Source organism: Candidatus Accumulibacter propinquus, from assembly GCF_056856495.1.
The window spans coordinates 227154-241055 of sequence record NZ_JBSEHC010000007.1; the positions used below are offsets into that span (position 1 = coordinate 227154).

The 13902-nt window shown below is 63.1% G+C and carries 13 protein-coding genes; 1 reads left to right on the forward strand and 12 read right to left on the reverse strand.

Annotated elements, in window-relative coordinates; translation table 11 throughout:
* The first annotated feature begins 94 nt into the window (after positions 1 to 94).
* A complete protein-coding gene (locus AC15MQ_RS21835; protein WP_287664039.1) occupies positions 95 to 1726 on the forward strand; it encodes a transposase in 1632 nt (543 codons plus the stop codon).
* A gap of 64 nt (positions 1727 to 1790) precedes the next feature.
* Here the strand turns inward: AC15MQ_RS21835 and AC15MQ_RS21840 are convergent, their stop codons facing one another.
* The 12 genes from AC15MQ_RS21840 to AC15MQ_RS21895 form a co-directional block, all read right to left on the reverse strand.
* Positions 1791 to 2669, reverse strand: coding sequence for a DMT family transporter (locus AC15MQ_RS21840; protein ID WP_287652423.1), 879 nt, complete (start codon positions 2667 to 2669; stop codon positions 1791 to 1793).
* A 194-nt stretch (positions 2670 to 2863) separates the two neighbouring features.
* On the reverse strand, positions 2864 to 3376 hold the full coding sequence (locus AC15MQ_RS21845; protein WP_287652422.1) for a glutaredoxin family protein: 513 nt from the start codon (positions 3374 to 3376) through the stop codon (positions 2864 to 2866).
* An 11-nt stretch (positions 3377 to 3387) separates the two neighbouring features.
* Positions 3388 to 5487 carry a M3 family metallopeptidase gene (locus AC15MQ_RS21850; protein WP_483081323.1) on the reverse strand — a complete coding sequence of 700 codons (2100 nt, stop codon included), beginning with the start codon at positions 5485 to 5487 and terminating at the stop codon, positions 3388 to 3390.
* On the reverse strand, positions 5487 to 6293 hold the full coding sequence (locus tag AC15MQ_RS21855; protein WP_287652420.1) for a DUF2189 domain-containing protein: 807 nt from the start codon (positions 6291 to 6293) through the stop codon (positions 5487 to 5489). The genes AC15MQ_RS21850 and AC15MQ_RS21855 overlap by 1 nt, the downstream gene beginning before the upstream one ends.
* Positions 6294 to 6476: 183 nt before the next feature.
* Positions 6477 to 7415, reverse strand: coding sequence for a phosphoribosylaminoimidazolesuccinocarboxamide synthase (locus tag AC15MQ_RS21860; protein ID WP_483081324.1), 939 nt, complete (start codon positions 7413 to 7415; stop codon positions 6477 to 6479).
* A 49-nt stretch (positions 7416 to 7464) separates the two neighbouring features.
* Positions 7465 to 7731 (reverse strand): cell division topological specificity factor MinE, encoded by a 267-nt coding sequence (gene minE, locus AC15MQ_RS21865; protein WP_287652418.1) that lies wholly within the window; start codon positions 7729 to 7731, stop codon positions 7465 to 7467.
* A 2-nt stretch (positions 7732 to 7733) separates the two neighbouring features.
* Positions 7734 to 8555, reverse strand: coding sequence for a septum site-determining protein MinD (gene minD / locus AC15MQ_RS21870; RefSeq protein ID WP_287652417.1), 822 nt, complete (start codon positions 8553 to 8555; stop codon positions 7734 to 7736).
* Between the two features lie 102 nt (positions 8556 to 8657).
* Complete coding sequence (minC, locus tag AC15MQ_RS21875; protein ID WP_287652416.1) at positions 8658 to 9452, reverse strand: septum site-determining protein MinC; 795 nt, start codon at positions 9450 to 9452, stop codon at positions 8658 to 8660.
* 265 nt (positions 9453 to 9717) lie between these two features.
* A complete protein-coding gene (locus AC15MQ_RS21880) occupies positions 9718 to 10872 on the reverse strand; it encodes an FAD-dependent monooxygenase (RefSeq protein WP_483081325.1) in 1155 nt (384 codons plus the stop codon).
* Positions 10865 to 12172 carry an aminopeptidase P N-terminal domain-containing protein gene (locus AC15MQ_RS21885; protein ID WP_483081326.1) on the reverse strand — a complete coding sequence of 436 codons (1308 nt, stop codon included), beginning with the start codon at positions 12170 to 12172 and terminating at the stop codon, positions 10865 to 10867. The genes AC15MQ_RS21880 and AC15MQ_RS21885 overlap by 8 nt, the downstream gene beginning before the upstream one ends.
* Complete coding sequence (gene murU / locus AC15MQ_RS21890; RefSeq protein ID WP_483081327.1) at positions 12169 to 12861, reverse strand: N-acetylmuramate alpha-1-phosphate uridylyltransferase MurU; 693 nt, start codon at positions 12859 to 12861, stop codon at positions 12169 to 12171. The genes AC15MQ_RS21885 and murU overlap by 4 nt, the downstream gene beginning before the upstream one ends.
* A complete protein-coding gene (locus AC15MQ_RS21895) occupies positions 12861 to 13892 on the reverse strand; it encodes an aminoglycoside phosphotransferase family protein (RefSeq protein WP_483081328.1) in 1032 nt (343 codons plus the stop codon). The genes murU and AC15MQ_RS21895 overlap by 1 nt, the downstream gene beginning before the upstream one ends.
* Positions 13893 to 13902: the final 10 nt, after the last annotated feature.

The window sequence follows — 13902 nt, forward strand, 5'->3', positions numbered from 1 at the left end:
GGTTCGATAACCCTATTTTCCTCAGTTGAAAGAGCAAGAATTGCTGCAAACTGAGTGCTGGTGAGGGTTTCCGGCGAATCGGGAGGGTCACCCAATGGGTGAGTTGGATTTCGAGCGAAAAGAGCTGGTCAAGGCGGTGGATGGTGCCTTGCAAGAGATCGAGCAGACGGCGCTGGAGATGCGTGTGGCGACGCTTGGTGGGCGATTCCACGTTCGCTGGGACGAAGGGGGAAGTGCCACGGCCCTGGGGCAGTTGCCGTTCTTTGCCGAATTCCTCGAAGTCTCGGGCCTATTCACCCGTTGGCTGGGGGGGTGTCCGATGGCCTACACCAGCTCCAACGCACCCGAGTCGGTCGACGTTCTCGGCACCTGGATGTTGTCGATACTGGATGGCCAGCGGCGCTATGCGCATGTGACCGGGCTACGCGGCGACGAGGTCGCGCCGCAGATTCTCGGCATGAACAAGATCATCAGCGATGAAAGTCTGCGCCGCGCCCTGGCGCATCTGGCGCCGAACCAAGCCAAGCCGTGCCGCGGCGAAGCGCGTGCTGCCCGGGCGGCGCAACTGGCAAAGAGTACGGCATGGATGGACACGGCGCTTTCGGAGAGCAGCCGCGAAGCGCTCCGTACGCCCTGGATTCTCGACGTCGACACGACCATCAAATTGCTCTACGGCCACCAGGCGGGCGCCGAGGTCGGATACAACCCCACGAAACCGGGACGGCCCAGTCATACACTGCACACCTACTGGATCGGCAATCTGCGTTTGGTGCTTGATGTGGAAGTGCAAGGCGGCAAAGCCATTGCCGGGAAATATAGCCGGCCCCGGCTACGCCTGCTGCTCGAACGACTCGCTGTTGAGGAACGTCCCGTCCTGGTGCGCGGCGACATCGCCTTCGGCAATGAAGGCATGATGGCCGAGATGGAAGAGATAGGGCAGCGCTATCTCTTCAAGCTCAAGCAAACGGCTGGGGTCAAGCGCCTGATCGAGCGGCTCTGGCGGCGCAGCGACTGGCAGGGTGTCGGCCAGGGTTTTGACGCGGTGGAAGCCGAACTCCAATTGGCGGGCTGGACTCGCGCGCGGCGTGTTGTGGTGCTACGGCGACGCGTCAAGTCCAGCCTGGTCGCCGAAGCGAGCAACGAGAGCACCCAGCCCGAGTTGCAGTTCCTCGACCATTCGGAGAGGGCCAAACTCTGGGAATACGCCGTCCTGGTCACGAACGCGGACTACTCGACAGAAGCCATGGGCCAGTTGTATCGGGATCGGGCCGATTGTGAAAATGGCTTCGACGAACTGAAAAATCAATGGGGCTGGGGCGGCTACACCACGCAGGACCTGGAGCGCTGCAACCTCTCGGCGCGAGCGGTGGCGCTGATCTACAACTGGTGGAGTTGGTATGTTCGCCTGGCGCATCCGAAGACACGCCTGGAAGCGATCACCAGTCGCCCGATGTTGCTCGCCGGGGTGGGCCGCCTGACCGAGCACGCCGGCCAGTCTCGCTTGCTGCTCACGCTCTCCCATGCGGCGGGGGACCAAATCAAGGCGATGATCGTCAATGTCCGCAAGGGTCTTGACCATGTTCTGGCAAGTGCGCCTCAGTTGCCAAAAGCTGGCCGCTGGCCGGCGCTTGTCCGCTACATCGTCGACAAAATCATCAACGCTAGACCGAAAGCATCTCCTCCTACGCCTGTGGCTCCCCCAAGTCTCGCACTTGCCGCGGGTTAACAGAGGAATTTAGGATAACACCATTCCATCGCCCGGCGAGGGAGTAATGGACAATACGCCTGCTTCACATTCGCAACGCAGGCAGTCTCAACACGCCGGCAGTCATGGCGATTCCCATCAGAACGAGGGCGCCGCCAAGCAGGGTATGCCAGCCCACTGCTTCGTCAAGAAACAGGGCTCCCCACAGGACGCCGAACACCGGGATCAAGAAGGTAACCGACAACGCCCGCGTCGAACCGACCTCGTCGATCAGGCGGAAGTAGAGCAGATAAGCGGTGCCGGTACAGACTGTCCCGAGCAACGCGACGGCAGCCCAGTCACCGGCGTTCGGCGCTGCACGTATCGGAGCAAGAAAAACCAGCGGCAGTACTGCCAGCACGGCCATCCACATACTGCCATGCGCGTTGTCGAAGGGTGTCGCCCGACCGGGGTGGGCCTTGGTGTATAGGCTCGCCACGCTGTACGAAGCCGGCGCCACAAGGCCTGCGGCCAGGGCCAGCCAATCGCGATCACCGACCAGCAATGCGGTCTGGCCGACCAGCACGGTGACGCCGGCCAGGCCGAATGCCAGACCCAGACCAACGGGCAAGGTCAGGGGGATGCGCAGCCACAGCGCTCCTATCGCCGCGCCGAAGAGAGGCGATGTGGCGTTGAGAATCGAAAGCAACGATGCCGGCAGGGACTGTGCGGCATAGGCGAAAAGGATGAACGGGAAGGCCGAGTTCAAACAGCCGAGGGTCAGGAAATACCGCCACTGCATGCCCAGTTTGAGGTCGCGCTTCAGCCACCGACTGGCCAGCCAGAGAAACACCGCCGCGATGGCGACGCGGAACATGATCAGCGCTACCGGGCCAAAGGCCTGGACGCTGACGCGCATGAACAGAAAAGAGGCTCCCCAGATGGCGGCGAGCAAGAACAATCGGACAATGCTGGCGGCGTTCATATGGTTCGTAGAAGACGCGGTCATCTACGGTTTCACCGCCCGTCTTGTTCGGTGCCTGGGAAGCGGTGGATCAGTAGAGGGAGTTCGGGGCCACAATGGGCCCGCCATAGGTCGTCTGCTCCCTGGTCTGCCTGGCAGTGAAGTGGCTCTTGAGTGCTGGCAGCGGTTTTCAACACGCCGGCCGGTTTCCAGGTTCACTCGGACGCGGCGTTGACGGGCCTTGCCCGGTAGGGGGCGCTGCTGGGATAAGTGGCGGCGTCGAGCAATGCGTTCCAGACGCTCGGTGAAAAGCCCCTGGCGCTTTGCCGTCCGACGCTCACGCTGGGCAGCAGCGCCTCACCACCGAGTTGCCGACCGAGTTCGACAACTTCTTCCTCGTTCTGAAGCACCTTCTCGGAGAAAGGAACGCCACGCCCCTCGAGCAGGGCGCGAGCTTCCTTGCAGGTGACGCAGCCGACGCTGGTGTACAGGACCACCGGAAACTTCTCGCTGGCCTGGCGGACAGCGTAAGGGATCTGTGGCCCGTCAGCGCCTACCAGCGCAGACTTGACGACCTGTCTGGCCCCCGGCGGCGGTGGTCGGTCCGAAACTACCGTGCCGCCAGTGCTCGGGTCGATCCAGCGGTAGGTGGTTTGTGCGCTTGCTGCGGAGGCGATCAGCAGCAGAACGGCGAGTTGGGCGAAGCGCAAGGTAGCTGAAGCGAGCATGCGGCGAAACCTCAATCGTTAGTGATCATGCCACTGTGCCGAAGCAGCGCGTCAACCTGTGGGTCGCGGCCGCGGAAAGCCCGGAAGTTGTCGATCGCCGTCCGGCTGCCGCCAACCGCCAGGATTTCACTCTGGAAGCGTTGCCCGGTGGGTGAGTCGAAAGGGTCGCCGGCCTCTTCAAAAGCACCGTAGCAGTCCGCAGAAAGCACCTCGGCCCATTTGTAGCTATAGTAACCGGCAGCGTAGCCGCCGGCAAAGATATGCGCGAAGCTGTTCGGGAAGCGGTGCCAGGCCGGAGGTACGAGCACCGCGACTTGCCGTCGCACTTCCGCCAGAAGATCGAGTACGCTGCGCTCCCCCGCCGGGTCGAAATCGCTGTGCAGCCGCAGGTCGAACAGCGAAAACTCGACCTGTCGGAGGGTCTGCATGCCGCTCAGGAAGTTGCGCGCGGCCAGCATCTTGTCGAACAGGGCGCGTGGAAGCGGCTCCCCGGTGTCGATGTGTGCAGTCATGTCCTGCAGCACGCTCCACTCCCAGCAATAGTTTTCCATGAACTGCGAGGGCAGCTCGACAGCGTCCCATTCGACGCCATGAATGCCGGCGACGCCAAGCTCATCGACATGCGTCAGCAGGTGATGCAGACCGTGCCCGGTCTCGTGGAACAGCGTGGTCACCTCGTCATGCGTGAAGGTTGCCGGCCGTGCTATTCCATCCGCGTCGCGTACCGGTCGAGAAAAGTTGCAGTTGAGGTAGGCGACCGGCTTCTGGATGCCGCCAGGGGCGGCTGTAGCCGCCGCGGTTTGCCGCACGCAGCGGCGACCGATGGCTTCGTCCATCCAGGCGCCGCTGCGCTTCGTCTCGCGGGCGTAGAGGTCGAGATAGAACTGGCCGATCAACTCGCCGTCTGCGCTCTCGATGCGGAAAAACCGTACGTCCGCATGCCATGTCGGCGCAGCGTCGGGCTTGAGACGAACGTTGAACAGCCTTTCAATGACCTTGAACAGGCCCGTCAGCACGCGCTCTTCGGTGAAATACTGCTTTACCTCCTGTTCCGAGAAAGCATAGCGCGCCTGCAGAAGCTTCTCCGACACATAGGCGACATCCCAGGCTTCCAGCGTTGCGAGGTTCAGTTCGGCGAATGCGAAGGTACGCAGGTCGGCGATATCCTTCTCGGCAAAGGGCCTGGCCTTGCATGCCAGATCCTGCAGGAAGTCGATGACCTGCGGCACCGATTCGGCCATCTTCGGTACCAGCGAAACTTCTGCATAATTGTCGTAGCCGAGAAGCTGCGCCTGTTCGCGGCGCAGTTCCAGGATGCGGCGAATCAGCGGGCTGTTGTCGAGTTCTTCGGGGCCGAATTCGGAGGCGCGTGTGGCGTAGGCGCGGTACATCGCCGCGCGCAGGCGGCGGCTGTCGGCGTATTGCATCACCGGCAGGTAGGATGGCATGTGCAGAGTGAACTTCCAGCCTGTTCTGCCGTCTCGTTCCGCCGCTTCACGCGCCGCTTGGCGGGCGTCTTCAGGCAGGCCGGCGAGTTCGCTCTCGTCGCTGATCGTTTCGGTAAAGGCGTTGGTTGCGTCGAGCAGGTTCTCCGAGAACTTTGCCGAGAGTTGTGCAAGTTCCTCGGCAATGGCCTGAAAGCGCGGCTTGTTCTCGGCGGGCAACTCGGCACCACTCAGCCGGAAGTCGCGAATCTCGTTGTCGAGCACCCGGCGCTGGGCAGTGGACAACTGCGCGTATTCACTGCCTTCGGCGATCGCCTTGTAGCCGGCGAACAGCTTCAGGTTCTGGCCGACTTCGGCATAGAAGCTGGAGACTTCGGGGAGCATGCTGTTGTAGGCGTCGCGCCACTCAGGCACATCATTGACCGAGTGTACATGCGTGACCATCCCCCAGGCGCGTGACAGTTGCTCAAAGGCGTCGGTGAGTGGTGCAGCGAAATTTTCCCAGGTCGCGGCCACATCGTCGGCCGTCAGGCGCTCGATGAGGGCGCGATCTTGCGCGAGCAGCGTGGTGATCGCCGGTTGCACATCGCCCGGCATCAGCGTGTCGAAACGGGGCAGTCCGGAGAAGTCGAGGAGCGGGTTGTCTGGCAGGGCATTGGGTGTCATCAGGAGATCCGTGGTGGCAGAAGGTCGGCTGGGAATTCTACAAGGTCTCGATAAGCATGCCAGGAAGCGTGGCCGATCAGTGGCATCAGAACGATCAGTCCGAAGAACAGGGTGACGAAACCCAGCGCGGTCAGCGCGACGACCAGGAACGCCCAGAAGGTCATCACCAGCAGGTTGGCGTCTACTGCGCGCAGGCTGGTCAGCATGGCCGTCCGGAAGTCGGTGTGGCGGTCAAGCAGCAGCGGTACCGAGATCACCGTGATCGCGAAGACGATCAACGCCAGGGTGCCACCGATCAGAATCCAGATCAACAACAGGTCGCGGTGGTCTGTGGAAAGGTGGATCTCGGCCAGCAGGGCGAGCAGATCGGGGGTGATGTCGGGTGCCAGAAAGGCGAACAGCAAGGTCGAGATGCGTTCCCAGGCGAGTCCGATGGCTGCCAGCAGCAGGCCAAGCTTGCTCAGTTCGATGGCGTTGCGTCGGCCGCCGGCCAACGACACGAAGAAGGTCGACGACTGCCCGGTTTCAAGTCGCCGGCTGATTTCGTAGAGTCCACCGGCGAGCAGTGGGGCGACCAGGAAAAAGCCGGAAGTGGCGACGATGAACACCTGTCCATTGCGCCAGGCAAAGATCGTGATCAGGTCGCCGGCGATCGCGAACAACAGGCCAAACGCGAGGCTGGCAATCGGGTTGGCGCGCAGATCCCGCCAGCCTGCCACCAGCCACACGAATGGGCGGTTGGCGGATACGCTGTGGACTTTGGGTGCTGTCTTGCCGCGGGCAGGGGGAGTTGGCTCCAGACGCATGCGTTCTCCTTGCTGAGGGGGTGGGTGTGCAGTTCGCGTCAGCGACTCGCGCTTTCTGCGGCAGACACACTGGAAAGGGCACGAGTGCCGCGAAAGGCAGTCTTCTCGGTCACCATCGGGCGTCCCGGAACCTGTCCACGGGCGTGCAACGTGGATCTCGGGCCGCCGGTGCTGCCGGCTCGGTCAAGCAGGTACCCGTTCGCCGGTCAGGCGTTCGCAGGCCTCGGCGTACTTGGCGTACGTGCCGGCGAGTACCGACGCGGGCAGGCGCGGGCCAGGCGCTCGCTTGTTCCAGTCCAGCGTTTCAAGATAGTCGCGAACATACTGCTTGTCGAATGACGGAGGGTTGCTGCCTTCGCAATAAGCGTCGGCGGGCCAGAAGCGAGACGAGTCCGGGGTCAGAACTTCGTCGATCAGGTGCAGCGTGCCGGACTCATCGAGGCCGAATTCGAATTTGCTGTCGGCGATGATGATGCCGCGTGCTGCGGCGTGCTGTGCCGCCGTAGCATACAGCGCGACGGCGGCGTCGCGGGCCTGTCCAGCGACGACTTCGGCACTCTTGCCGGTAGCCGCGAGCAGGTCGGCGAGTGCCGTGGCGCATTCGGCCTGCGCACGTTCGAAGGAAATGTTTTCGTCGTGATTGCCGATTGCTGCCTTGGTCGCCGGGGTGAAGACCGGCTGCGGCAACCTGCTCGCGAGCCGTAGCCCTTTGGGCAGAAGGATGCCGCAAACACTGCCCGTGGCCTGGTAGTCCTGCCATCCCGAACCGATCAGATAGCCACGTACCACCGCTTCGATCGGCAGCGGTCGCAACCGTTTGACAACCAACGCCCGACCTCGCACCTGCTGTCGTTCGTCGGCAGCCACCACGGTTTCCGGATCGATCCCGGTCAGTTGGTTCGGGATGATCCCGGCGAGCCTTTCAAACCAGAAGCTGGCCAGGCGCGTCAGCAGCCTGCCCTTGCCGGGAACGGGGTCGGGCAGGACGACATCGAAGGCCGAAATACGATCGCTGGTGACGATCAGCAGCTTGTCATCGTCAATCGCGTAGATGTCCCGCACCTTGCCGCGGCCGAGCAAAGGCAAGCTGGAGATCGTCGATTCAAAAAGGGCTTCGGTCACGTCGTTGATCCGCAAGGCGAATGAATGGGGGATCGGGAAACTGCGATGTTCAGGGTTTGCTGGTCGCTTCCGGCATGACGATGTTGACCTCCAGCACCTCGAAGTTCCCCTGCTTCTCGAGCGACACCTTGATGTCTTCGGGGTTCACCGACACATACTTCGAGATCACGGCCATCAACTCCCGCTGCAGGGCCGGCAGAAAATCCGGCGTACTGGCGCTGCCACTGCGTTCGTGGGCAATGATCAGTTGCAGTCGCTCCTTGGCAATCGCAGCCGTTTTGGGCTTGTTGCCGAAGATCAGGGAGAACAGGGACATCCTCATTTACCCCCGAACAGCCGCTTGAAGAGACCGGGTTTTTCGTAGTCCACGAAACGCAAGGGCACGCTTTCACCGAGAAAGCGGGCAACGACGTCAAGGTACGCACCGGCGACATCGGAACCGGCGAGATGGATCGCCGGTGTGCCCGCATTCGATGATTGCAGCACCGCTTCGGACTCGGGAATGACGCCGATGATCGGCACGCGCAGGATCTCCTGCACATCCTGATAAGACAGCATCTCACCCTCACTGACGCGTTTCGGCGAATAGCGGCTGATCAGCAGGTGCTCCTTGACCGGCTCGCCGCCGAGTAGCGCGCGCCGCGACTTGGCCTGGATGATGCCGAGAATGCGGTCCGAGTCGCGCACCGAGGAAACCTCCGGGTTGCTGACCACCAGCGCTTCATCGGCAAAAGTCAGTGCCATCACGGCGCCCCGCTCGATGCCTGCCGGCGAATCGCAGACGACGTAGTCGAAGCCCATGTGTTCGAGTTCCTTGAGCACCTTCTCGACACCTTCTTCGGTCAGCGCGTCCTTGTCGCGGGTCTGCGAAGCGGGCAAAACAAAGAGATTGCCGTTCGCGCAGTGCTTGTCCTTGATCAGTGCCTGGGTGAGTGTCGCTTCTCCATTGAGGACATTGACCAGATCATAGACGACGCGGCGTTCACAGCCCATGATCAGGTCGAGGTTGCGCAGGCCGACGTCAAAATCGATGACGGCAGTCTTGTAACCCCGCAGGGCGAGGCCCGAGGCGAAACTGGCGCTGGTGGTGGTCTTGCCAACGCCACCCTTGCCGGAAGTTACGACGACAATACGTGTCACGGATCTTTCCCCGCAGATAAAAGTCGAGATTCTACCTGCAGAATGGGCTTTCTGTTGAGCGGCAGCGATGCTTGTTGGTCGGAATGCAATTCCGCCCCGTCATCAGTCGGTGTGCAGCGATTCGACAATCAGTTTGCTCCCTTCGTCGCCGGGTTGCTCAGAGCGCCGGATCTGTACTGGCTCGCCCTTCAACTCGCGGGGCACGCCGTTGTCGAAGGTCCGGTACAGACCGGCGACCGAAACCAGTTCGGCATCGAAGCGGGTACAGAAGATGCGTGCGTCGGCAGCCCCGCTGGCACCGGCCAGTGCGCGCCCCCGCAATGGGGCGTAGATGTGAATACTGCCATCGGCGATGACTTCGGCGCCGGCATTGACTGCTGCCAGGACGACCAAGTCGCCACCGCGGGCGTATACCTGTTGCCCAGAGCGTAGTGGTCGGTCGATGAACAATGTCGGCGCTGCTTCGGGGGCGGCAGTCACCGTCGGTGGCGGCTCGGGATCTGCCTTGCGGGCAGGAGCAGGGGTTGCCGGTGGCGCAGCCGTTTCGCAAGGGGCTGCGGCATGTAGCGGGCGCTCACTGGCAGCGTAGGTCGGCAAGCCGGCAAAGGCTGCGGTTTGACGCAACTCATCACTGCCGCCGCGTACGCCCATGACGTTGAGACCGTGTGCTCTCAATACCTGTTTTACCCGTCGCCAGTCCGCTTCCGGTACGTCGACGAGGTGAGACAGTTCCAGCAGGGCAGCATCACCGTCGAAAAACTCATCGTCGCCAAACAGCGTATTCGCTGCCTCGGCCAGTGCGTCCGGTTGCAGGGAGCGCAGTGTAACGACGACGACCGGAAGCGTCGTGCCCTTGAATTCGATCAACTGGGTAGTAGTCTTGTGCGTTTGCGGCATGGTGTGGTCACGTCTGTCAAGGGGGGCAAGTCGCGACTGCGACCCGCAAAATTCAATCGCCGCAGCACGCGGGCGTCAGGGCAGGCGGGCGAGGGCGACGACGATGGCTATGATCATCGGTTTGTCCAGGGCGGTCAAGCCAACGGTCATGGTGGATCCAGTCACCCCCGATGTCGGCCATGACCGTTAGCCTCACCCTCACCTCCAACCCCTCTCCCGCAAGCGGGCGAGAGGAAATTCGTGAGTCGCCAGTGCGAATTTCACATCAAGGCCAAGCCCTGGCTCCCCAGATCATGCGTCGGGCGACGAAGTGGCGTAAAGGTGGCAACAGGTCCAGGGTCAGCAGACCCAGGCCGCGCGCAAACCGCAGTGGCGCCAGGTCGTTGGAAAAGATACGTACCAGGCCATCGGTAAACGCCATGCTGCCGCCTCGGTCGAACTGGCGGCCGCGGGCGTAGGTTGCCAGGATGGCATCGTCGCCAGGGTCCTCGCCGGCAGATGCGAGCAAGGTCTGGGCGAGTTCCCAGGCGTCACGCAGACCGAGGTTGAAGCCCTGACCGGACACGGGATGCAGGCTTTGCGCGGCGTTCCCGATCCATACCTGGCGGGTTGCCGTGAGTTGTTGGCGAATACGCAGTGCCAGCGGGAAGCGGACGCGTGGACCGGCGGCGGTGAACCTGACGCGGCCGCCGAAGCGGGCGTGCAGCGCGGCCAGGAAGCCATCGTCGTCGATCTGCAGCAGTTGCGTTGCCTGATCCGGCGGTACCGAGAACACCACCGAATAGTCCTGCGCCAACGGCAGCAAGGCCAGCGGGCCGTTGGGCGTAAAGCGCTCCCATGCGCGATGAGCATGTCCCCCGGCAGGACGGACTTCTGCGACCACGGCGTGCTGCCGGTAATCACGCACTGTGATCTCGGCGTCGTTGCCGGGTGTGCCTTCGGCATGGACGACGAGGCGGGCAGCGAAACGGCGTGTGTCGGCACCGCTGGCGAGCCTGATCGCGGTTCCTTCGCGGCTGCTGCGGAGGTCGATCAGCGGCGAGTCGTTCAACAGCCGTGACGTGTCAAGCTGGGCATCGAGAGCGGCCGCAAGCTCACGGTAACGCATCACGTAGCCCAGGGCGGGAATGTCGTAGTCACGGGCCATGAGGAGTGTGCGGCCAAAACCGCCGCGCTGCGAGACGTGAATGGTCTCGATCGCCGTGGCCGCCTCGGCGTTCCAGGCGCCGAGATGCTCGAGAATCTGTCGGGTGCCATGCGAGAGAGCCAGAGCGCGTGGGTCAGCAGCCCAGGCACCGCGTCGGCGGCTGTCGATCAGCAGCACCTTGTAAGGGCCGCCGGCCAGCGCCAGGGCGAGGGTCATGCCTACCGGTCCGGCACCGATGATGGCGATGTCGACCCGGTCGACGGACTCAGCCATGGCGCATCACCTCTTCGATTTCGACAACGGTCCTGGGCGCGTTGGAGTACACCGTGCAGCCCTCGGCGGTGACCAGCACATCGTCCTCGATGCGCACGCCAATGCCGTGCAGATGCATCGGCACCGGCGCTGCCGGACGGAAGTAAAGGCCGGGTTCGACGGTCAACACCATCCCGGGCTCCAGCCTGACCCAGTCGTCGTCGGCAGTGCCGGCGCGGTAATCGCCAACGTCGTGGACGTCGAGACCCAGCCAGTGACCGGTGCGGTGCATGTACCAGGGTTTGTACGCCTCGCTTTCAATGGCGCCGTCGACAGTGCCGGAGATTACTTTGAGGTCGATCAATCCTTGCGTAAGGACGCGCAGGGCCGCCTGGTGATACGCCATGAACGAGGCGCCTGGACGCACTGCGGCAATCGCCGCCGCCTGCGCGGCGAGGACGATCTCATAGACCTCGCGTTGTTCCGGACTGAAGCGGCCGCCGACCGGGAACGTACGGGTGATGTCCGAGGCGTAGCCGGCGAGTTCGCAGCCGGCGTCGATCAATACCAGCGAATGACCGGCCAGCAGGCGGTTGTTTTCGACATAGTGCAGGATGCAGGCATTGATACCGCCGGCGACGATCGGGGTGTACGCATGGCCGTCGGCGCCTCGGCGACGGAACTCGTAGCTGAGTTCCGCTTCGAGTTCGTACTCCGCCATGCCCGGCCGACAGGCGCGCATGGCGCGGGCGTGACCGGCCGAGGCGATCTCTGCGGCGCGGCGCATGAGTTCGATTTCGTGCGCATCCTTGGTCAGTCGCATCTGATCGAGCAGGCCGCGCAGGTCACGCATCTCGCCTGGCGCCCGGGTGCCGCTGCGGCTCTCGGCGCGCACCGCGTTCAAGGCGCGGGTGATCCGGCCGTCCCATTCGGCATCGTGGCCCAGCGAGTGCCAGAGTATGCTGCGGTTGGCGATCAACTCGGGCAGCTTCTGTTCGAGGCTGGCAATCGGATGCGCTTCGCAAAAGCCGAAGGCGTTTCCCGCTGTTTCGGGCCCATAGCGGAAACCATCCCAGGTTTCGCGTTCTTCGCTCTTTTCGCGGCAGAACAGAATCGTCTTCGGTTCCTTGCCGCCGACCAGTACGATCACCGCTTCGGGTTCCGGGAAGCCGCTCAGGTACCAGAAATAGCTGTCGAATCGATAGGGATAGTGCGAGTCGCGGTTGCGCAGGCGCTCGGCTGCGGTCGGGATGACGGCAATGCCGTCGCCGAGGCGGGCCAGCACGCGCTGGCGACGGTCAGAATAGGGTTGGTGATTCATGCGGCGCGAGCAAGCTCCCTGTCCAGTGCGGCGAGACGTTCGGGCGTCCCCACGTCGACCCAGCGACCGGCGTGCCGTTCACCGCTGATCATTCCGAGGCCAATGCCAGTGTCGAGCAATGGGCGCAGTTTCATGGCCGTGCCGCGGGCAATGCCGGCAAAGAACTCCGGCCGGAAGACGCCGATGCCGGCGTAGGTCAGGGCGTCGCTGCTCCCCCCGACAGCAAGCTGCACATTTTTGCCGGCAAGGCGGAAATCGCCGCCGGGATGATGTGGCGGGTTGCTTACCAGAACCAGGTGCGCGAGGCGTTCGTCGAGCAGCTGCGCCACGTCGCGCGCGCGCGAAAAATCCCAGTCGCACCAGATGTCGCCGTTGACCGTCAGGAAGGGGTGCTCTCCCAGCAGGGGCAGCGCCGCAGCGATGCCGCCGGCGGTCTCCAGAGCCCCCGGCGGCTCGGGCGAGTAAGCGATGCGCAGGCCGAACGAACCGCCGTTGCCCAGTGCCGCTTCGATCTGCTCGCCGAGATAAGCATGGTTGATCACCACTTCGCGCCAGCCTGCTGCCGCCAGTCGCTCCAGGTGCCAGACGATCAGCGCCTTGCCCCCGGCATGCAGCAGCGGCTTTGGCGTGCTGTCGGTCAGTGGTCGCAGGCGTTCGCCACGGCCGGCCGCGAGAATCATCGCCTTCATCAGAAGGTGAAGCCGACGGAATTCTGTCGATCGCCGAGCGTATCGAGCAGGCGCGCGAGCGGTCGCAACTCGGCGTAGCGCTGGCAGGTTCGGCAGAGGTAGCCGAGCACGCGCGGCATGTCCTTGAGGTAGTCGCTTTTGCCGTCGCGGTGGCAAAGGCGTGCAAAGATGCCGAGCACCTTGAGCTGGCGCTGCGCGCCCATCCATTCGTAATCGCGGTAGAAATCGTGAAAGTCGGCGTGCACCGGCAAGCCAGCCTGGCGGGCAGCTTCCCAGTATCGGATCACATAGTCCAGTTCCTGGTCCTCGGGCCACTCGATATAGGCGTCGCGATAGAGCGAAACAAGGTCGTAGGTCAAGGGACCGTACACCGCATCCTGAAAATCGAGGACTCCGGGGTTGGTCGGGAATTGCGCAGAACGGTCACCGATGACCATCAGGTTGCGGGAGTGGTAATCGCGATGCACGAAGACCCGCGCTTGCGCCAGATTGTTTTCCAGGATTGCGGCAAACACGGCGTGCAGCGTAGTCTGGATGCGATCGTCGAGCACCAGACCGAGGTGGCGCGCAAGATACCAGTCGGGGAAGAGTGCGAGTTCGCGCTGCAGCAAGGCTTGGTCATAGTCGGGAAGGAGCCCGGGACGACTGGCGAGTTGCAGGGCCAGCAGTGCGCTGTTGGCGTCGCGGTAAAGCTGTGGCGCCGCTCGCCTGTCGGCCATCGCCTGCAGGTAGGTCGTGCTGCCGAGATCCGACAGCAGCAGAAAGCCCTGCTCAAGGTCCTGCGCCAGGACTTCGGGAACATTTACTCCCGCTTGCCGGAAAAGCGCCGCAATGTCGACGAAGGGCCGACAGTCTTCCTTGTCGGGCGGGGCATCCATAATGATTCTGGTCGTTTCGTCCGGCAAATGGACACGAAAATAACGCCGAAAGCTGGCATCGGCCGAGGCGGGTTCGATGCGCAGCTCCTCCTCAGCGAACTGCGGCCGAAACATCTGCTGGATCCAGTCGCTTAGCAGGGCGGTACGCGGCATGCCGCTTCTC